The organism is Sphingomonas flavida (assembly GCF_036663655.1).
In the GTDB taxonomy this organism is placed as follows: domain Bacteria; phylum Pseudomonadota; class Alphaproteobacteria; order Sphingomonadales; family Sphingomonadaceae; genus Sphingomonas.
This window is the reverse complement of the sequence record NZ_JAXOJH010000029.1, coordinates 1-20,350: the sequence shown is the minus strand read 5'-3', so window position 1 is coordinate 20,350 and position 20,350 is coordinate 1. Positions and strand designations below refer to the sequence as shown.

The 20,350-nt window shown below is 62.4% G+C and carries 11 protein-coding genes; 3 read left to right on the top strand and 8 right to left on the bottom strand.

The genetic code is table 11. The features are described 5' to 3' along the window. The coding region (locus tag U1703_RS18170; protein ID WP_332784707.1) for an integrase core domain-containing protein at positions 1-105 on the top strand (105 nt) is incomplete at its 5' end. 57 nt (positions 106-162) lie between these two features. Here U1703_RS18170 and U1703_RS18165 read toward each other — a convergent pair. Next, the gene (locus U1703_RS18165; protein ID WP_332786862.1) at positions 163-738 is read right to left on the bottom strand and encodes a glycoside hydrolase family 15 protein; all 576 of its coding nucleotides are present in this window, start codon (positions 736-738) and stop codon (positions 163-165) included. 217 nt (positions 739-955) lie between these two features. On the opposite strand from U1703_RS18165, the gene U1703_RS18160 reads away from it, so the two are divergent. After that, on the top strand, positions 956-2,146 hold the full coding sequence (locus U1703_RS18160) for an ROK family transcriptional regulator (RefSeq protein ID WP_332786861.1): 1,191 nt from the start codon (positions 956-958) through the stop codon (positions 2,144-2,146). Positions 2,147-2,210: 64 nt separating this feature from the next. On the opposite strand, the gene U1703_RS18155 is transcribed toward U1703_RS18160, so the two are convergent. From U1703_RS18155 to U1703_RS18125, 7 genes are all read right to left on the bottom strand, one after another. Beyond that, positions 2,211-4,535 (bottom strand): GH92 family glycosyl hydrolase, encoded by a 2,325-nt coding sequence (locus U1703_RS18155; RefSeq protein ID WP_332786860.1) that lies wholly within the window; start codon positions 4,533-4,535, stop codon positions 2,211-2,213. An 11-nt stretch (positions 4,536-4,546) separates the two neighbouring features. Further along, entirely contained in the window at positions 4,547-5,998 is a 1,452-nt protein-coding gene (locus U1703_RS18150; RefSeq protein WP_332786859.1) for a glycoside hydrolase family 125 protein, read from the bottom strand. After that, the gene (locus tag U1703_RS18145) at positions 5,995-8,289 is read right to left on the bottom strand and encodes a GH92 family glycosyl hydrolase (RefSeq protein ID WP_332786858.1); all 2,295 of its coding nucleotides are present in this window, start codon (positions 8,287-8,289) and stop codon (positions 5,995-5,997) included. The genes U1703_RS18150 and U1703_RS18145 overlap by 4 nt, the downstream gene beginning before the upstream one ends. A 104-nt stretch (positions 8,290-8,393) precedes the next feature. After that, positions 8,394-9,392 (bottom strand): glycoside hydrolase family 43 protein, encoded by a 999-nt coding sequence (locus tag U1703_RS18140; protein ID WP_332786857.1) that lies wholly within the window; start codon positions 9,390-9,392, stop codon positions 8,394-8,396. Between the two features lie 127 nt (positions 9,393-9,519). After that, positions 9,520-12,549, bottom strand: a complete 3,030-nt coding sequence (locus tag U1703_RS18135) for a TonB-dependent receptor (RefSeq protein WP_332786856.1) — start codon at positions 12,547-12,549, stop codon at positions 9,520-9,522. 187 nt (positions 12,550-12,736) lie between these two features. Continuing rightward, positions 12,737-14,686 (bottom strand): glycoside hydrolase family 2 protein, encoded by a 1,950-nt coding sequence (locus tag U1703_RS18130; protein WP_332786855.1) that lies wholly within the window; start codon positions 14,684-14,686, stop codon positions 12,737-12,739. 11 nt (positions 14,687-14,697) lie between these two features. Continuing rightward, positions 14,698-17,001, bottom strand: a complete 2,304-nt coding sequence (locus U1703_RS18125; protein WP_332786854.1) for a GH92 family glycosyl hydrolase — start codon at positions 16,999-17,001, stop codon at positions 14,698-14,700. Between the two features lie 896 nt (positions 17,002-17,897). Here U1703_RS18125 and U1703_RS18120 point away from each other — a divergent pair. After that, positions 17,898-20,222, top strand: coding sequence for a GH92 family glycosyl hydrolase (locus tag U1703_RS18120; RefSeq protein ID WP_332786853.1), 2,325 nt, complete (start codon positions 17,898-17,900; stop codon positions 20,220-20,222). The last annotated feature ends 128 nt before the right edge of the window (positions 20,223-20,350 follow it).

The following is a 20,350-nucleotide window of genomic DNA, read 5'->3' as shown; positions in this document are numbered from 1 at the left end:
GCCTGGCTGACCCACTACAACGAGGTCCACCCGCACAAGGCGCTGGGCTATCGCTCGCCCCGCGAGTACATCACGCAAACCCGCGAGGCCCCGTCAGGCATTTAGGGGGCAACAACAGTCAGACGGTCAGTCATGCTTATCTCCATTGGGATAGGATCAGTGTCAGTTGCAGGCTGCTGCCTCGTCGAGAACGGACAGCGCCATAACGTTCGCTAGATGGCTGAGACCTTGAGGAAGGTTGCCGAGGAACGCGCCACTCGCCGGATCGATCATCTCGGCCAGAATACCGTGACCGTGGGACAACGCGTTGTTTAGCTTATCGAACCGCTGGCGGGCTTCAGGCCACTGACGAAGTTCGGCACGGGCCTCCACCATCCAGAAGGAGCAGGCAAGAAAGCACCCTTCCTCCTTGTCCATGCCGGTGTAGCGATAGTGAAAAGGACCGCTGCCTAGCTCACGATCGATCGCATCCATCGTAGCTAGCAGCCGATCATGACCATCAAAGCCGAAGCGGACGGCAAGCGCCAAGGAGGCGTCGAGCTTGTCGGTACCGCGGTACATGACGAAGGCCTGCTTCTTCTCCGACCAGCACTCAGCTTCGATCCAGTCCTTGATCCGGTTGCGTTCGCGCGACCAGCGTTCCGGGCGCGTGGTCGGCAGCTGACCTTGGTCTGAGCAGCCCCGCTCAGCGCACAAGAAGGCGTCCTTCGGACCAAGCACCTTGGCAAAATCAATCAAAATTGGCCTCGCGGAGACCAATCATGGCTCTCCCTGTCAGCGCTGCCTGACCACAGTAGCCCCCTTTTGTTAGCCAGTGGTGGACAGACCGGGTAATTACTGAAAGGTTATGCAGGGTCGGCCACATCCGACAGGCACCGCTAGGACCTATGCATACCGAAAGCGAATTGCGCCCCTCTGCCACTGTCAACCTGATGGCCGGCTTCGGTTCAGCGTAATGATTGATGCCCATCGCCCGCGCCTATTCGGTACGAACCTCGAGCGTGCGGCCGACCATAACCAACGGATCACGCTTCATGCAGTTCGGGTATGCGGCGCGCTGACCAGAGTAGAATTGGCCTCGATCACCGGCCTAACGACGGCTGCCATCGCCAACATTACCCGCCGCCTCCTCAACGATGGCTTGATCGAAGAGGCGGGCCAACAGCGTGGCGGCCGCGGCCAGCCTCCGACGAGGCTTGTGATCCGCGACAAGGCCTGCTTCGCGTTGGGGATCAATATCGATCGCGATCATGTCACGATCGTACTTGTCGATTTTGCCGGGGAGACGGTCGCCCGAATCTCGGAGGATATCGCGTTCGCGCTCCCCGGGCAGGTCGCGGCGCTGTACCGCACGTCGATCCGCAAGATGCTGCAGGCGGCGCAGGTCACCATCGATCAAGTGGTCGGGCTCGGCGTCGCCAGCCCCGATCAGCTCGGGAGCATCGATCTCCCCGGCCGACCGGCGGCTTATGCCGATTGGGATCAGGTCGACATGGCCAAGCTCTTTGCTCGCCCCTTCGCGCTTCCAGTGTTCACCGAGAACGACGCTGCTGCCGCCGCGATGGGCGAAATGCAATTCGGCCTGGGGCAGCGTCACACCAGCTTTTTCTACATCCTGATATCCTCGGGACTCGGTGGGGGCGTGGTCGTTGACAATGCCTATATTCGCGGGGCGGATGGCCGCAGCGGGGAGCTGGGTTTCCTCCGAACCACCACAGGCGCGCAGGTGCAGACGCTGGTATCCCGTTCCGGTCTGGCCATGCACATGAACAGGGATGGCTTCGCGCTCGCCGACATTCCATGCGACGGGGACGCAGGCGACCATGCGGTCCGGGACAGCCTTGAGGCGTGGGTCGAAGCCGCCGCAGCGCAACTTGTCGGGCCTTTGACGGCGGTCAACTGTCTGTTGAATCCTGCGATCGTCCTCATCGGCGGCCGGCTGCCCGCCGCCGTGCTGGATGGCCTGACGAACCGTCTTAATACCCGGCTGGCCGAAGCATGTGACGGCATCCCGGCCCTCGCACCGGTCGCGCGTGCCGCGCTATCCGCCGACGCTCCGGCCGTCGGCGCCGCGATCCTTCCCTTCAGCCATTTCCTGCTTCCCAAGCCGGGCGCGCTTTGGAAGACGCCCGGCCATGATCAGTAGGACGCATTCTAGAGAGGCGCTCGCCGTTCCCGCAGCGTCATGACCGGGTCCGACGCCAGGGGCATCATGTTCGTGGCGAGGACAGCGAGGGCGGCCGATCCGCCGGGGCGGTGCCGAAGCGTGACGGCTTTCCGCCCATCTGGAACACGAGCTCACCGCCCTGGATAAGATCAGCGTGCGATATCCAGTTACGGGTCCAGGCTTTGCCGTTCCACCGGACCGACTGGACATAGGGCCTGTCGGGGGCATTGCCCTGCGCCCGAATACGTAGTGTTCGTCCGTTCTGTAGATTCACCTGCACATCGTCGAAGAGCGGCGATCCGAAGACATAGACGGCGCTGACCGGATCAACCGGATAGAAGCCCAGCGCGCTCAGGATGAACCACGCGCTCGTCTGCCCGCAATCGTCATTGCCGATCACGCCGTCGGGCTCGGCCTTGTACATCTCGTTCAACAGACGCCGGACCATCGCCTGCGTCTTCCAGGGGATGCCTGCATAGGCATAGAGATAGGCCACATGCTGGTTGGGTTCGTTGCCGTGCGCATATTGGCCGACCAGACCGGAGATGTCCGGCGGCGCATTATCGGGTAGGGTCGAGGGCGCCGAAAACAATGCGTCCAGACGCGCCTCAAATGCCTTGTCGCCGCCCATATGGGCGATCAGCCCGTGCACGTCATGCTGGTTGAGGAAGGTCGCCTGCCAGCCATTGGCCTCGGTGTAATCGCGCCATCCGGGCTTGGGCATATGGCCCAACTGGATCGGATCATAGGGCGCCCACCATTGGCCGTTGGCAAATTTGGGCCGCGCGAAGCCGATGTTGGCATCGATCACATTCCGGTAATTGCGACTGCGCCGCCGCAATGCTTCGGCATCGCCTTGCGCACCCGCCGCCTCGGCCAAGACCGCCATCGCCCAGTCGTCATAGGCATATTCCTGCGTCCGGCTGACCGATTCCCAGACCAGATCCGCGGGGATATAGCCACGGTCGTAATACTCGCCGCGGCCCAGCGAGCCGTCGGAATCCTTGAATGTCCGATCGAAGGCGCGTCGACGGATATTGGGCCAGGCGGCGGCGTAATCCGCCTCGATCCCCTTGGCCTTCGCCTCTGCCATGATCGACACCGAATGCCAGCCGATCATCGTGCCGGTTTCGACGCCCTGAAGCTGCCAGACCGGCGGCCCATAAGAACTCTGCTGCGTCTGGCGGACGAGGTCGCGGATAAATAGCGCGGCCTGGCGAGGCTTGACGAGGGTCAGCAACGGGTGGAGCGCGCGATAGGTGTCCCACGTCGAATAGGTACTGAACGCGGGTTGGTCGACCGGGGCCTGATGTACCTGCCGGTCCATGCCCATATAGCGGCCGTCACGGTCGGAGAACAGCGTCGGTGCCAGCAGCGCATGATAGAGTGCGCTGGCCATGATCGTGCGCTGCGCCTCGGTACCGCCGGACACGCGGATACAGTCGAGTTCCTTCGCCCAAAGCGATCGTGCCGCCCGGCATCGTGCATCGAAGTCCCAGGCCGGTGCTTCTTCGGCCAGCGCCTTTCGTGCGCCTGCGACGGACACGGCTGAGAGGCCCGTCTTGATAAGGATCGGCTCCCCACCGGCCTGATCGAAGAAGAGAACGAGCTTCAGTCTGCGACCGCTGACGTCACGGGCGTTACCGGCGACCGGTGTGTCGCCATCGCCGAAGAACTGCACGCGGTCGGGCTTGCGCGACAACCGCATCGCGAAATGGATATCGCGCCCCTTGGCCCAGCGATTGACCGTCCGGCTTCCGGTCAGCACGCCATCGGCGTCCAACGCCAGCGAAGCGCGCTCGATCACCTCGCCTTTGTCCCAGCTATCGACGATGACATGCGCGAAGTCGATCAGGATGTGCCCCGCGCCCTGCGGGAAGCGATAGCGGTGGAGGCCGACGCGCTCGGTGACGGTCAGTTCGGCCTGCACCCCGCTTTCCAGTCGCACTCGGTAATAACCGGGCTCGGCAAATTCCCCCGAGAAGCGCTGTCGATAGCCGAGATCGGGATCGCCGAGCTTGCCTGGCGTCAATTTGAGCGGGCAGCGGCTCGGTACGACCAGCACGTCCAGCATGTCGCCGATCCCGGTGCCGGACAGATGCGTATGGCTGAACCCCATGATCGACGCATCGTCGCGGTGATAGCCGGAACAGGCATCCCAGCGGGCATTGTCCGTGTCCGGGCTGAGCTGTGCCATGCCGAAGGGCAGCGAGGCGCCCGGAAAGGTGTGCCCATGCCCGCCGGTGCCGATGAAGACATCGGGCTTGCCGGCGGCGGGAGCCGCCGCGAAGGCGCGGGTCGGAACCATACCCGCAACAAGGGTAAGTCCCGTGCCCGACAGAAGCTGCCGCCGGTTTGCCGTGGTCATCGTCTTTTCCCTTATGCCGTATAGGGTGCGGCAAGCAGCGCGGGCCTGCGCCGCGCCACGTCCAGTATGAAGTCTCCGAACAGCCCGTTGGCCCATGCGAACCAGCTTCGCGTGAACTTTGTCGGATCGTCCTTGTGGAAGCTCTCGTGCATGAAGCCGGTGCCGCCATGGGTCGCGCGCAGCCACGCCAGGCACTGACGGATGAAGGCATCATCGTCGCTGAGTAGCCCCCGCGTGATGATCGACATCGGCCAGATCATGTCCATGCCGACATGCGGCCCGCCGATACCATCCGCCGCCCGCCCGGCAAAGAAATAGGGGTTGCGCGGGCTCCAGGCCAGGGCGGCGGTACGCCGATAAAGCGGATCGTTGCGCTTCGTCGCGCCCAGGAGCGGCAAGGCCGACAGGCTGGGCACATTGGCATCGTCCATGAAGATCGCGTTGCCATAGCCATCGACTTCGAAGGCCCAGACCTCCTGACCCCGGCCATCGGCCATCTTGCCATGCGCATCGAGCGCCTTGGCGACGGTGTCGGCGAGCGCGCGGGCCTCGGTCGCAGCCGCCGTGTCACCGCAAGCCTCGTTCAGCACCACGGCCAGACCACGAAGCGCGGCGACCGCGAACAGGTTGGACGGGATCAGGAATGGATAGACGCAGGCATCGTCGGACGGCCGAAATCCCGAATGGATTAATCCGACCTTCCGGGTTGGCGCGCCGTATCCGCCGAACATCAGCGTCTCGGTCGGCGAAACGTCGCGGCGCTGGAAATGATAAGGTCCGGGCCCATCCAGCCGCTGCTGCTCGCGAAAGGTCGCTACCGCCCGCGCCATGCCCTGCCGCCACAACGCGTCGAACGGGGCCCGATCGCGGGTCGCCGTCCAATAGGCATGGGCCAGCCGCATCGGATAGCAGAGCGAATCGATCTCCCATTTCCGCTCCGCCACGCCCGGCTTCATCGCGGTGACATCCCCCGCCGCCGACAGGCTGGTGCGTGCAGACGGATCCTTCATGAAGGCATTGGCATAGGGGTCCAGCAGGATGCACCGGGCTTGCCGCTGCAGGGCGCCATGGAACAATGTCCGCAGGGCCGGGTCCCGCGGTGTCAGGTGCACATAGGTCTGCAACTGGGCCGAACTGTCGCGCAACCACATCGCGTCGATGTCGCCGGTGATGACGAAGGTGTCGGGCTTGCCCTCCACCGTGCCCGGCTGGACCGTGGTGTCCAGCGTGTTGGGGTAGCAATTCTCGAACAGCCAGGCGAGTTGCGGGTCGGCGATCTTCGCCTTCACCCACTTGATCTCGTCCTCGACCGCCGGGCTGGTGAAGGCGCGTTCGCCGCGCGGCGGGCGCTTGCTGGGCAGCACGACGCCCGGCACCGCGCCGGCCGCCCCGAGCGGCAGCAAGGCTGACAACGCCACTCCGCCCAAGACCAGATCACGGCGGTTCATCGCGGTGGAGGTCATGGACGTACGGCTCCCGGCTGGCTCATCGAGAATGGTACGGCGGCCGCGCTGCTGGCCCAGGCGGTGTTGGGCTTCGGCCCCATGACGAAGGTCAGCTTGCCGCCACCCTGCAAGTCTTGCCTCGACAACCAGGCCTTGTCGTGGCGTCGCCCGTTGAGCATGGCCGACTGGATATAGACATTGTCCGGCCCGTTGTTCTGCGCCTCGATGGTCAGGCGCTTGCCGCCCGGCATGGTCAGTTCGACCTGGCGAAACAGCGGACTGCCGATCGCATATTGGCCGACCGTCGGTGTGACTGGATAGAAACCGAGCGCCGAAAAGACGTACCACGCCGATGTCTGGCCGTTATCCTCGTCACCCGGATAGCCATCAGGTTTGGCGGAGTAGAGTTTCCGCATCACGTCACGCACGTGATATTGCGTCTTCCACGGTGCGCCGGCCCAGTCGTAGAGATAGATCATGTGCTGAATCGGCTGGTTGCCATGGGCATATTGCCCCATGTCGACGATCTGCATCTCGCGGATCTCGTGGATGGTCTGGCCGTAATAGCTGTTGTCGAACAACGGCGGCGTGGTGAAGACCGAGTCCAGCCGATTTACGAAGGCCTGGTTCCCGCCCATCAATTCGGCGAGGCCGCGAACGTCCTGCATCACCGACCAGCTATAGTGGAGCGCGTTGCCCTCCGTGAAGGCATCGCCCCATTTCAGCGGGTTGAACGGCGTCTCCCAACTCCCGTCCTGGTTGCGGCCCCGCATCCAGCCCGTCTGGGGATCATAGAGCTTGCGGTAGTTCAGCGCCTGAGCCGCATATTTGCGTGCATCGTCGGTCTTGCCGAGTGCCGCCGCCAGCCGCGACAGCGAAAAGTCGGCGGTCGCATATTCGAGCGTCCGTGCGGCATTCTCGTTGATCCCGACATCGTACGGCACATAACCGAGCCTGTTGTAATATTCGACACCCTCACGCCCGACCGCGTCGAGGACGTTCCCCTTCTTGTCGCGCGGCCGCCCCTCGGAGGTGGTCGCGTTCTTGACCATGGCCTCGTAAAGCGTGTTCACGTCGAAGTCGCGCACGCCATTCAGATAGGCGTCGGCGATGATATTGGCCGAGTTCGAGCCGATCATCACGCTGCGATGGCCCGGGCTCGCCCATTCGGGCAGCCAGCCCGACTCCTTGTAGGTATTGACCAGCCCCTGCATGATCTCACCGTCCACGTCCGGGTACATCAGCGCGAAATAGGGGAAGACGGCGCGCCACGTGTCCCAGAAGCCGTTGTCGGTATAGAGTGGACCGTCATGGACCTGGCCGTCATAGGGGCTGTAATGGACCTGCTGCCCCCGCGAATCATATTCGTAGAAGCGACGCGGGAATTGCAGCATCCGATATAGCGCCGAATAGAAGGTCCGCCGGTTGTCGATGCTGGGGTCGCTGACGCGGACGCGGCCCAATTCCTTGCCCCAAACCGCCTTGGCCTTGGCCTCGGTCTGCGCGAAGCCGTCGGTGCCGATTTCCTGCGTCAGGTTTCGCTCGGCCTGCTCCGCGCTGATGAACGACGACGCGACCTTTACGCCGATCTGCTCGCCCTTCCTCGTCTTGAAGCTGACGACGGCGCCGACATGCCCGCCTTCGCTCTTTAAGGCATCGTGAAGCTGCCAGTTTTCATCCCATGTGCGCGAGACGGTGAAGTCGTGGTCGAACTCCAGCACGAAGTAATTGTGGAAATTGTCCGGCACCCCCCCGCTATTGTTGCGGACATAGCCGGTGATGCGCCGCCGCTGCGGATCGACGGTGACCATCGCCCCCTTGTCATAGGCGTCGAGCACGATGTGCGCGTCATCGCTCTGGGGAAAGGTGAACCGGAACTGCGCCGCGCGAGAGGTCGGCACCACCTCGGCGGTCACGTCATGATCGGCCAGATACACCTTGTATTTATAGGGATGGCTTTCCTCCGCCTTATGGCTGAACCACGACGCCCGCTCATCCTGCTTGATGCGCACCGGGCCGGTTTCCGCCATGATCTCGAACGCGGCGTAATCGTTCATCCAGGGGCTGGGCTGGTGCGTCTGCTTAATGCCGCTGATTTTCTTGTCGTGATAGGTATAGCCCCAGCCCGAACCCATCTTCCCCGTGACCGGTGACCAGAAGTTCATGCCCCATGGCACCGCGACCGCCGGATAGGTGTTGCCATAGGACAAGGTATAGTCGGAGTCGGTACCCATCAGCGGATTGACCAGATCGGCCAGCGATTCCGTCTCCGTCGCCCCGCGCGCCTGTGCGATCGCGATGGACGGCATCGGCAGGATCAAGCCAATCGCCGACAGTGTCGCCAGGGAGTTGCGTACAGTCGCTCCAAAAGCCTTGCTCACCATCAATCTCCCCATATTCTCTTGCCTGCGTGTCATTTCGCGCGGCGGATCGGTCGCGGCTTCACGCCGTCGTTGGTCATCACGACCGGACGGATCGTGCCATCGGCGTTGAAATACATCCGGTCGATCGCGATCTGGCGATGCTCGCCCCGGTCGGTCGCCAACGGACGCCGATGATAGGCGATATACCATTCGTCCGTCCCCGGTACGTTCACGACGGAATGATGCCCCGCGCCGCGGGCGATGCGGAAATCCTGGGTCAGGATCTTGCCCATCGGCTTGAACGGCCCGATCGCGCTTGGCCCCATGGCATAGGCCACGCTATAGTCGGGACCGGTCCACCCGCCCTCCGACCACATGAGATAATAGACCCCCTTGCGCTCGACGAGGAAGGAGCCCTCGACATAGCCGGGGGGCGTGATCTCCTTGTACGTCGTCCCGTCCGCGAAGGGCAGAACCGACTTCATATCGCGGCTCAGGCGGACGACGTTGCAGTGCCCCCACCCGCCATGGAACAGGTAGACCTGCCCGTCATGATCGCGAAAGGCGAAGGGATCGATCGGTTGCGCGCCGTTGTGAAAGGCGTCGATCAACGGTCTGCCCAGCGCATCCTTGAACGGGCCGCCCGGCGTGTCGCTAACCGCCAGTCCGATACCGCCAAGCTCCCGATCGCTCTGAATGTCGTTGGCACTAAAGAACATGTAATAGCGGCCATTGGCGGCGATGACTGAGGGCGCCCAGATCGCATAGGCCGCCCAAGCGGCGCGCGTCACATCGAAGACATGGGGGTGCTTGGTCCAGTGGACGAGATCGGGCGACGAAAAGGCGTTGAAAAACGTCTGATAGGCATAGGACGGGCGCACGGTTTGGCGTTTCCGCGCCTCCCGTTGCGCCGCGGAGAACCGGGAGGTTCGATCCGGTACGCCGTCATCGTCGGAATAGGTCGGGTAGATCCAGTACCGGTCGCCGAACGCACGGATCTCTGGGTCGGCATACCAGCCACGCACGATCGGATTCGATGCCGACGCCATAGCGGCCAAGCCCATCGAGGCCAGCGTGGCGATCCATTTTGAAGCGAGATGTCGAATGACGCGCGATCCTCATCCATCGAGGAAGAAAAGGGGGTGGGTCCATGAGAAGCCACCCCCAGGGGGGGCCTTAAAACTTGTAGGACACGCCGACATAGGCGCGCCGACCCGAATATACGTTCGAGATGAAACGGTCCTTCGTGTCGTTGCCCAGATGCGCCCGTTCCTCCGACTTGGTCAGATTGATGACCGAGGCGGTCAGCTGGAGATTGTCGATCAGGTTGAAGGCGGCGTTCAGGTCGACCTGCTGATACGGATCGGAATAGACGTTCAGGCCGGAGGACAGGCCGCGCACGACCTCGCCGCGCCGGTTGTACGAGGCGCGGAGGAGCACCGGGCCATGCTCGTAGAACACCGAGGCGTTGACCTGCGTCCTGGCGCTGCCGACGAGAGGCGAGCTCCCGACCGAAGAGCCGTTCAGCGACACGTCGGCCGTGGACGTGTCGTTGAAGGTGAAGTTCACCTGAGCCCCCAAGCCGAAGGGCAGCGTATGCTGTGCATAAACCTCGACACCCTGCGACACCGCCTTCGATCCGTTGGCCTGGGTGGCATATTGCTGCACTGTGACCGTCTCGCCCGCGACCTCCTGCTGAAGGTCGATCACCACCGGAACGATGAAGTTCGACACATCCTTGCGGAACAGCGTCGCGCCGATGACCGAGCCGCGATGGAAATACCATTCGACGCCCACATCATATTGCCAGGCGCTGAAGGGCTTCAGGTCGAAATTACCGCCATTGCCGAACCAGCCCGGCAGCGCGCCAAACTCCTTGCGATCGAAGACGAACGGATCGGCATTAAACGTCAGCCCCCGCGCCCCGGCCAAGTCGCCGAAATTCGGTCTTGAAATGACCTTCGACACCGCGCCGCGCAAAAGCAGATCGGACGTCGCGTCCCAGGAAATGTTAAAGCTAGGAAGTATGTCGGTGTAGCTCTTGCGCTCGCTATTCTGGCTGAACACCCTGAGCTCACGCTGGCTTTGCGGGATGACCAGGCAGTTGCCGTCCTCGCCCAGAGGCCGATTGGGGTCGAACGATCCGCCGGGACCGTTCTGACAATAGTCGTTTTCGTAATAGAGAACGTCGGTCGAAAGCCCGCTTTGGCGCGTATTGACCAGGCGCACGCCCAGATTACCACGCACCCGGTCGGACTTGAAGTTCAACTGAGCATAGCCGGCCCAGATCCGCTCGCCGATATCATAGACGTTCTGCGGTTCGGCGACGCGCACCGGACCATTATAGGTTCGGTTCAGATAATCGATATATTTGGCGATATTGATCGCCGGAAACGCCGTCGTCTCGAACCCGCCTGCGATATTGCCGAGCGAATTGGGGAAGAAGATTTCCGGCAAGGCCAGCGCACCGCCGGGTGTATCCTGGAACCTCAGCGTATTGGCCGCGTCCGAATACCACTCGAACCGCCCGGTCTCGCGGTGGATCCTCCCGTCGCGCCACTTCACGCCCAGCTGCAGCGAGTCGATGAACGTCTCGAAATGGCGCGTGACGTCGACCTGGGCGTAACGTTGCGAGATCGAGCTGTTGGTGAAGCCCGACCCCGTCGATCCCAAATCGATCTGCGCCACGCCGTTCAGCATGTTCTGGATGATGTCGGGTGAGAACTGCATCGCGATCGATTGGTCGGTGAAATTCCACGCACTCAGCGAGTTGCCGTTCACCGTACCGTTGCGCGGCTTGGCCTGTGCATAGAATTGGAAGGACGGTCCGCCTTTCGCCTTCGTCTTGCCGACAACGAAGCTGGCCTCCAGCCGGTCATGCGACCAGTCGCCGCGTACGTCATACGTGTTGGATACCGTCTTTTCGCGCGTATACGTGTCCTGCGGCGCGGGCGTTTCCATCGTGCACAGATTGCCGGCGACGCGACACCCGGTTCCCTCGGCAGGAACCTGGAAGTTGGCGCCGGTCAACACCGTTCCGCTCCTGTCCAGCGCGCCCCCGGTAAAGAAATTGCCATAGCCCCATTCGGGGATTTTGATCGTGCTGCTCGTATAATCGCCGTTGAGCTGGAACCGGAAGTAATTGGCCGTGATCGTCATGTTGTCGAACGGCTTCATCTGGGCCGTCGCCTGGATGCCCAGCCGCTTGCGCTTCTGGTCGAGGATCGTCTCACTGACCGATTGCGGTGCCCAATAGCCGGTATAGCGTTTGCCGTTGCGCGTGCTGACGCCACCGTTCTGGCCGTCGTTCCAATAGTTTATGGCATCGTCATTGGCATAGGGCTTGCCATTCACGTCGGTCGCCGGCTGCGTCGTCCGGTCGTCCGTCCACCAATGCCAGGAATCGCCCGACGCGCTCAGCGAGCGATTGGTACGCTCCTGATAGGTCGCGCCGAGCAGCAGGCCGAAGGTCTTCTCCTCGTTATGCCAGGACACGAGCCCCGAGACGTTGGGTTCGACCTTGCGCGTGACATCGGCGTAGGTGCCCTCGACCGAAATATTGCCCGACCATGGCTTGAGATCGAAGGGTCGACGGGTTCGGTTGATGATGACGCCGCCCACCCCGCCTTCGTCGAGCCGCGCCTCCGATGATTTGTAGACCTCCACGCTGCCGATCAGGGTCGAGGGCAGCAACAGATAGTTGAACGAGCGCGACGGATCGCCGCTGTCGGCCGAGGCGATGAAATTGCCGTTTAGCTCGGTCAGCGTCAGGTCGGAGCTGAGGCCGCGAATGCTGACCCGGCTACCTTCGCCACCATCGCGATCGATGATGACGCCAGGTACGCGCTGCAGCGAGTCCGCGACGTTCTTGTCGGGAAACTTGCCGACATCTTCGGCCGTGATGACATCGACAAAGGCGTTGGCCTCACGCTTCTGCGACAGGCTTTCCTCGATCGACCGGCGATAGCCGGTGACGACGATATCCCCCGCGTCGCTCGCCGCCTGAACATTGCCGGTCGCGGAGGAGTCGCCGGTGACGCCGGAATCGGCCTGATTGCTCAGCGAGTCCTGGACCTGGCCCGCCGCCGGGGCCTGCTGGGCGTGCGCCGCCGGGGTCATGGCCACCATGACGCTGACCGACGACAAGAGACCGATTGCGATCCGGCGACGCAAGGCTGCCGATCCCGCACTATGCACGAAGCTCATTTCCTGTTTCCTCCCTCTATGCCACGGCACCGATGGCGGCTTTTCGGCCGGCTCGTTGCTTCTAGCCCGTGGCGTTCATCTCACCCTGACAACTGAAGCATGTCGTCAATTTCGTCGGACTGGTTGACCAGTTCTGTTATGCGAAACTCCGCAGGCATCGCGCGTCCCAGACGACCAGATAGCAGCGTCAGCGCCCCTCCTCCTGCGGCCAGAGCGGTGCGGCGATCGCAGCGAATGCCTCGGGCGATGCCTTTTCCACCGCGCGGTCGAAGGTCAGCAAGCCGTTGATCTCGTCTTCGACGTCGGTGGTTTGGGTGTAGACGGCGGCACTCAGCCCGTGATCGCGCGCCTGGCGGATCACCCCCTCCATCTTGAGGCGGTACCGGGTGAGGTAGTCCGCGCCGTCCCTGGCCGCCTGATACCCCCAATTGGCCTTGCCCGGCCGCCAGAGGTGGTCGGCAACCGGCAGGCCTATCCCGCCATATTCTCCAAGGACCAACGCGCGACGGCTCTGTCGCGCCGGGGTGTTAGGAACATCCTCATAGGTATGGACATCGAACACGTCGGAGACATCGGCTGCGACGTCCAGCCATCCGCTGTCGGCGTTGACCAGGCGGCTGGGATCCATGCCCTTGACGTAGCGCGCCAGGGTCGTGGAGTCGTACTGCCCCCATCCCTCGTTGTTGACGACCCACAACACGATCGACGGAAAGGCGCGCAGCCCGCCGATCATGCGCGTCAGTTCGTTCTGGTTCTCCGCCATCATATCGGACGACATCACGGCCTGCGCTTTGCTCGCGCCCGTGACGAACTGGTCCTCGCCACCGCCCGAAGGCATGTCCTGCCAGATCAGCATGCCGAGCCGGTCCGCGTCGTGATAATATTGTGCGGGCTCGACCTTGATGTGCTTGCGGACCATGTTGAAGCCCGCCTTCTTCAACCATTCCAGGTCATACCGCATCGCCTGTTCGGACGGCGGGGTCCACAGGCCGTCGGGCCACCAGCCTTGATCCAGCGTACCGTTCTGGAAATAGGGTTTGTTATTCAACAACAGAGCGGGCTGGCCCGCTACCCGGCTTGGTCCGACCGAGATCTTGCGCATCGCGAAATAGCCTTCGACCACGTCGCGTGGCGCGCCCGTCACCACCGCCCGGGCATAGCTCTGATCCTCCGAGGGCGTGAAGCGCGCATCATATGCCATGCGATCGCGTTCCGTCTTACCCGCATAGGGATCACGGACCGTCACCAATTCCGTGGTCAGATCATAGAGGAAAGGCTGTTCCGGCGACCAGAGCCGGGCATTCGGGATCGCCAGCGTGGCGCGACGATTGGCATGGATGATGGTCGACGCGATTGCCTTGCCACCGCTATGCGCGGTGATCCGCACGGCGTCGGTATCGGACGCCCATGCGTTGAGCGCCACTTCGACATCGATGACGCCGCGGTCGATGTCGGGGGTCGCGCGGACATCCGCGATATGCAATTTGGGCACCGGCTCCAGCCACACCGTCTGCCAGATCCCGCTGACCGCTGTATACCAGATGCCCGAGGGATCGAGGCTCTGCTTGCCGCGTGGTTGGCTTCCGGAGGACGTCGGGTCGGCCACCTGGACCAGCAACTCGTTCTCGCCGGGCTTCAACTGGTTCGTGATGTCGAAGCCGAAGGCATCGAAGCCGCCCTTATGCGATCCGGCGACCGCGCCGTTGACCCAGACGACCGTACTGTGGTCGACGCCGCCGAAGTTGAGCATCACCCGCTGCCCCGCCCAGTCCGCTGGTACGGTAAAGCGCCGCCGGTACCAGATGCGGTCTTCGGGCAGGACGCGACGCGCCACACCCGACAGGCGCGACTCCACCGGGAATGGTACGAGAATTCGTCCATCCATCCGGCTCGGCTGCGGTGCCGACGCCTTGGTGATCGCATAGTCCCAGCGGCCGTTCAGGTTCTGCCAGGCGGCGCGCTTCATTTGCGGCCGGGGATAGCTTTGCCAGACATTGTCCGCCGTCACGGCCCGACCCCAGCGTGTCGCGATCAGGCCGGTATAGGTTCCGTCCTTGACGCCATTCTGCGCGGTCTGCGCCTGGGCGCCGCCCGTGGTCGCAAAGGCCAGGAGCATGGCGGCGGCGAATCTTGGCATCGGTATTCCCATCATGGCTTCTGGCCTTCTGCGGACATCGATGGCGGCGCGGCGTCGGGCGCGCTTCCCCATTCGCGGTTGGGGTTCGGCCCCATGACAAATGCCAGCACGGCCCCGTTCTTGATGTCGTCATGGCTGAACCAGGGCTTGGTCCAGGGGCGGCCGTTGAGCGTCGCCGACTGGATGTACCGGTTGGTCGCGGAGTTATTGCTCGCGACCACCTCCAGCGTGCGACCATTGCCCAGCCGCATCCTGACCCGTTCGAAAATCGGGCTGCCGATCACATAAAAAGGCATCGACGGATCGACGGGGTAGAAGCCCATTGCGCTCAGCACGTACCAGGACGAGGTCGATCCCTGGTCGTCCATGCCCGGATAGCCGTTGCCCGCGGCATCGCTGCCATACAGGTCCGCCAGAATGCGCCGGACCAGGGCCTGTGTCTTCCAGGGCTGCCCCGCCCAGGCATAGAGATAGGGCGCATGCTGATCGGGCTGGTTGCCCTGTACATATTGCCCGATCACACCGGTGCAATCGCGGCATATCCCCTTCGGCGTATAGGGCGTGGTGAAAAACGCATCCAGTTTCGCCGCGAACGCCGCGCGTCCGCCCAGCAGGTCGCGCAGGCCCGCCACGTCGTGGGGCACGAGCCACAGGTTCGACCAGCCCGATGCCTCCTTGCTGGCGAAATTATAATAGGGCTCGCGCGGATCGAAGGGAGTTATCCAGCGACCATCCTCGGTCCGCCCGCGCATGAAGCCCGTCTTGCGATCAAACACGTTGCGATAATTGCTCGCGCGCCTGGCGAACATCGCCGCATCCTCGGTTCGCCCGAGCCGCGTCGCCATTACCGACAGGGCATGATCGTCCCACGCATATTCCAGCGTCTTGTCCATGCCCGCCTTGCCACCGGCATAGGGCGGGCTCGGGCTGCCCTCGGGCACGAGGTCGGAAATCCAGCCCCGCGCCAGATATTCGTCCAGATGGGCGCGCGGCCCCTTGGTATCGGTGGCGTTGCGCCGAAGCGCCTGATAGGCGGCGGCATAGTCGAAGGGCACGCCTCGCTGCATCGCCCCCAAATACATCAGCACCGCATGGTCGCCGTGGAATGAGCTGTTCATGAAGCCGCGCTCGCTGGCATCGTCCAATTCGGACTGCATCACGCGTGCCAGCAACTCGGGCTCCATCAACTCGAGCAGCGAGAGTTGATTGCGCGCGGTATCCCAATAGGGGACCGCGCTGTAGCGATCATGCGATACCGTCACCGTACCGCGCGGACGGGTCAGCGTCTCCCCCGCCTTGGCAATAAGACGCGGGCTGGAGAAAGATTGAAACAGCGTGGAGTAGAAGAGCCGCCGCTGCTGTGGCGTTCCGCCCACCACCTCGACCCGATCTAGCAGGTCTGCCCAGGCGGTGCGCGCCGAGGCGCGGATGCGATCGAAATTCCAGCCGGGATTTTCGGCCGCCAGCCGACGCTCGGCCTCGGCATAGCTATGGCCGTGCGCGATCTTGACCAGGATCGTCTCGCCCTGCTGCGTTGAGAAACTCGCATAGGCTCCGGCAAAGGCGCCGGAGACCATGCGCCGGTCGGCGGCAACATCCTTGTCGCCGATGCCCCAGACAGGCCTGTCGCCGGATGCCTTGCGGAAAGTCCCCATGTCACGGATCGGACGGGAGAATATCGCCACAAAAAAGGGGCCATCCGCCGATTCTTCGTCTCTCCCGTCCTGCGACGCGCCACGGATGGTCCGGTCACCGACCATTTCCACCGTGCCCCCCGCCCGCGGCAGATTGACGATGACGCTGGCCCGGTCGGTCCGGGGAAAGGTGAAGCGCATCATGCCGGTCCAGCGGGTCGCGGTCAGTTCCGTTTTCGTCCCGTTGTCCAGTTCGACCGCGTAATATCCCGGAGACGCCTGTTCGCGCGCCTTGTCGTAATGGACCGCCGTATAGGCCGGAGGCACCGTCCAGTCGCCCACGATCGGCATGAAAAAGGGCTTGGCCCGGCCGCCATAGGTTGCGCCACCGCCCGCCGTGAAGCCGATCATCGTCGGGTTTGGATAGTGGTAGGAAGTCGGAACGCCGGTCGGATAGCTGAGCTCGATATTGACGTTGACTGGCGCGACCTCGACTGAACTATGCGGCAATCTTGCCCCGGGCGAGGTCTGACCTGAATAGACCGGCTCGCCAGGCGGGGGCGCGTTGCCGATCAGGCCACGCCTGTCCAACGGCGCGGTACCGACCAATGGACTGGCCAATTCGACGGGCGTGCCAGGCTTCGATAGAAGCGATTGGCCGGAAACCGCGGTCGTCAGCACGATACTCGCGGTCGCAAGCGATCCAATCATGATCAACGGCACATGACGGACGCGTGGCGTCAATTCTCGTAAACCGGACACGCCAACGCCCCTCCACACCCGGGTGGCCTTTCTGCCGCCCTGATAATTTATGCCGTTGACCGGCGAATCATTATGTCATCACGGTAAATTAGATAATCAAATTGTCAATTAATATGGGGAGATATGACAGCAGCTTAAAAGTTACCGGTAACATTTAACTGTACAACCAAGTTTTCATCATTAACCGTATCATTAATCGATTGCATGTTAACTTATTTAATATTTGAATCGATTGTTATATCTAGTCAGAACAAAAAATCTCACTGCGCTCAGCACTTTATGATAGCGCTATGGATACACGGATGACGTGCGTTGAGCATATTTTCAGTCACAGCGCTGTTGCTAATTAATAGATCCGACGCACCCTGCGATTGCCGCTCCGTTCATAGTGATCTACCCGCCCTTCCCTTTCGTGGTTGCCGCCGTAAGATGCTTGCACCTACGGCGGGGCGGTAGGTGTACCCGCAAAGCAGGATTGACCTGTTCGGCGCAATCGAACGGACATCGAAGATAGCTCGCCAGCCTTCGTGACCAGGCTAAAATCGCCAGTGCCGCCGCCTTCCTTAACGAATTGGTCGGTACCTTGCCCTATGCGATCCAATATCGGTCACAAAAGCCCCGTGTTCGGGTATCGGACATCCATCCGTGCCAGCCTCAGCAATCCGCTATGGCAAGATGAGATGTACGATTGGTCAGGATAGGATGACGGTTTCCGCGCCCCTCGTACGCACGACAATCGAGCCAAACAATTGAAATCATGAACGTACAGCGACGAGCGACTTTCGCCAGATGCCGCGGGATGCTTTAATGCGGCGATGAAGCATTCCCGCCAAGGGGCCGTGCTGGCCCTGCTCGTCAATCTTGCTGCGATGCCGCTGTCCGCGCAATCGACCTATGATCAGGTCGACCCGATGATCGGCACGGGAGGAGAAGGTCATACCTTTCCGGGTGCCGTCGCACCCTTTGGCATGGTGCAATTTTCGCCCGATACCGACACCTCCTGCGTCATCCGGGAATGCTACAGCCATGCGGCGGGCTATCGTTATGAAGATCCGACCATCCAAGGTTTCTCGCTGACACACTTCTCCGGCGCCGGGCATTCGGATCTCGGCGATTTCCTCATGATGCCGGTCAGCGGGGATAGCGTGCCACTGGAGCCCGGCAACGCAGGCAAGCCGGGGTCGGGTTATCGCTCGCGCTATGATCACGCGACAGAGGTCGCGCGGCCAGGCTACTACGCCGTCAAGCTGGAGGATCGAGGCGTCCAAGCGGAGCTGACCGCAGGGACACGGATCGGCGTCGCCCGCTATCGTACTACGTCCGGCGCGCCGTCCATGCATTTGGTGCTCGATCTGCGCAGCTCGCTCTACAACTACCCTGGCAAGGTCCTGTGGTCCTCGATCAGGCTGCGTCCCGACGGCATTGTTACCGGCTGCCGACAAACGCGCGGCTGGGCGCCCGACCGCAATCTATGCTTTGCAATCCGTTTTTCGGTGCCGCTGAAGGGGCATGCGTTCGTCTCTACCGAGACGGACGTCCTTTATAAGGGCTTCCAGGGACCGGGGCGCGGCAGTGACGCCGTTGTGGACCGCGCCGGACGCGCATTGGTGGCCCGCTTCGATTTCGGCCCGCTCAATCAACCGCTTGAAGTGACAAGCGCGATCTCATCGGTCGATGAGGCGGGCGCGATCGCAAACCTGACGAGCGAACCCGGTGATTTCGATGTCATCCGAGCAAAGACCACACAGGCGTGGCGCGCAGCCCTCGAAACGGTGAAGATCGATGCGCCTGCCCCGATGGCGAAGTCCGTGGCGACTGCGCTGTATCACAGCTTGCTGGCACCCGCCGTCGCCAGCGATGCAGACGGTCGTTATCGCGGGCCCGACAATCAGGTGCATCGTGCGGAAGGTTATACATTCCGTTCGACCTTCTCGCTTTGGGACACGTTCCGTGCCGAGCATCCGCTTCTGACACTCACCCAGCCGGCCAGCCTGTCGAGCGAGATCGTTCGGTCGCTCGTGGCCAGCCGCCAGGATAGTCCCGACGGCATCCTGCCCGTCTGGCAATTCCAAGGGCGCGAGACGTGGACGATGATCGGCTATCACGCCGCACCCGTTATCGCCGACGCCTATCTGAAGGGAATCAGAGGTTTCGATACGGACGCGGCGCTTGCTGCCATGGTCGCGAGCGCGACCTATGCGCCCTATGGAGGCTTGGACGAATATATGAAGCGCGGCTATGTCCCGATCGATCACGAGCCGGAGGCCGCCTCCAAGACCGTAGAATATGCCTATGACGACTGGACGATCGCACGGATGGCGCGCGCCATGGGCCGTACCGACATCGCCGCGACATTCGAAAAGCGTGCAGGCAACTGGCGGAATAGCTTTGATGCCCGGACCGGCTTCATCCGTGCGCGCAAGAGCGACGGATCGTTCCGCACGCCGTTCGATCCCACGGCGATTAACTACGGATCGGATTATACCGAGGGTAACGCCTGGCAATATAGCTGGTTCGTTCCGCAGGATCAGGCTTCACTCGTCGGCGCGCTCGGCGGCGATGCGGCCACCATCGCCAAGCTGGATGCGATGTTCGAATTCGACAATTCGAAACTCGACTATAGCCATGCCGAAGATATCGCCGGGCTGATCGGTCAGTATATTCACGGCAACGAACCCAGCCACCATGTCGCCTATCTATACAGCTATGCCGGGGCACCGTGGCGCACACAGGCCCGGCTGAAGCAAATCGTCGAGACCCAGTATCGCCCGACGCCCGACGGACTGTCGGGCAACGACGATCTCGGGCAGATGTCCGCCTGGCTCGTTTTTACTGCGCTGGGCTTTTACCCGGTGACGCCCGGCAGCCTGGAATATGTGATCGGTCGTCCTTTCCTAAATCGAGCCGTGCTTTCCCTGCCCAACGGGCGGCAGCTGACCGTGATCGCCGATCGGCTGGACGACCGGCATCCTTATGTCGGGAAGGTGATGCTGAACGGGATACCCGTAACGCGCGCCTATCTACGGCACGACGAGATCATGGCTGGGGGCGAGTTGCGTTTCACGATGAAGGCAACGCCAAACACCGCCTGGGCCACGCACCCCAGGGATCGACCATATTCTGCCAGCACGACGCGGTGAGAAGGACCCAGTGCACGAAGCCGCTGCGCGGCACTGGTGCCGGTGGTGATGTAGCGCGTCTGCGCTGAGGTTTGGCCGTGCGGCAGCGGAGGCGGACGATGGGGTTCCTTCAACATGAGGAACCTCGC

What these genes read in the sequence shown, in the direction of transcription:
- U1703_RS18155 (WP_332786860.1), bottom strand. Translation starts at nt 4,535, where the DNA reads ATGACCACGGCAAACCGGCGGCAGCTTCTGTCGGGCACGGGACTTACC.
- U1703_RS18160 (WP_332786861.1), top strand. Translation starts at nt 956, where the DNA reads ATGATTGATGCCCATCGCCCGCGCCTATTCGGTACGAACCTCGAGCGT.
- U1703_RS18150 (WP_332786859.1), bottom strand. Translation starts at nt 5,998, where the DNA reads ATGACCTCCACCGCGATGAACCGCCGTGATCTGGTCTTGGGCGGAGTG.
- U1703_RS18130 (WP_332786855.1), bottom strand. Translation starts at nt 14,686, where the DNA reads ATGCCAAGATTCGCCGCCGCCATGCTCCTGGCCTTTGCGACCACGGGC.
- U1703_RS18135 (WP_332786856.1), bottom strand. Translation starts at nt 12,549, where the DNA reads ATGAGCTTCGTGCATAGTGCGGGATCGGCAGCCTTGCGTCGCCGGATC.
- U1703_RS18145 (WP_332786858.1), bottom strand. Translation starts at nt 8,289, where the DNA reads ATGCCGTCCATCGCGATCGCACAGGCGCGCGGGGCGACGGAGACGGAA.
- U1703_RS18140 (WP_332786857.1), bottom strand. Translation starts at nt 9,392, where the DNA reads ATGGCGTCGGCATCGAATCCGATCGTGCGTGGCTGGTATGCCGACCCA.
- U1703_RS18120 (WP_332786853.1), top strand. Translation starts at nt 17,898, where the DNA reads ATGAAGCATTCCCGCCAAGGGGCCGTGCTGGCCCTGCTCGTCAATCTT.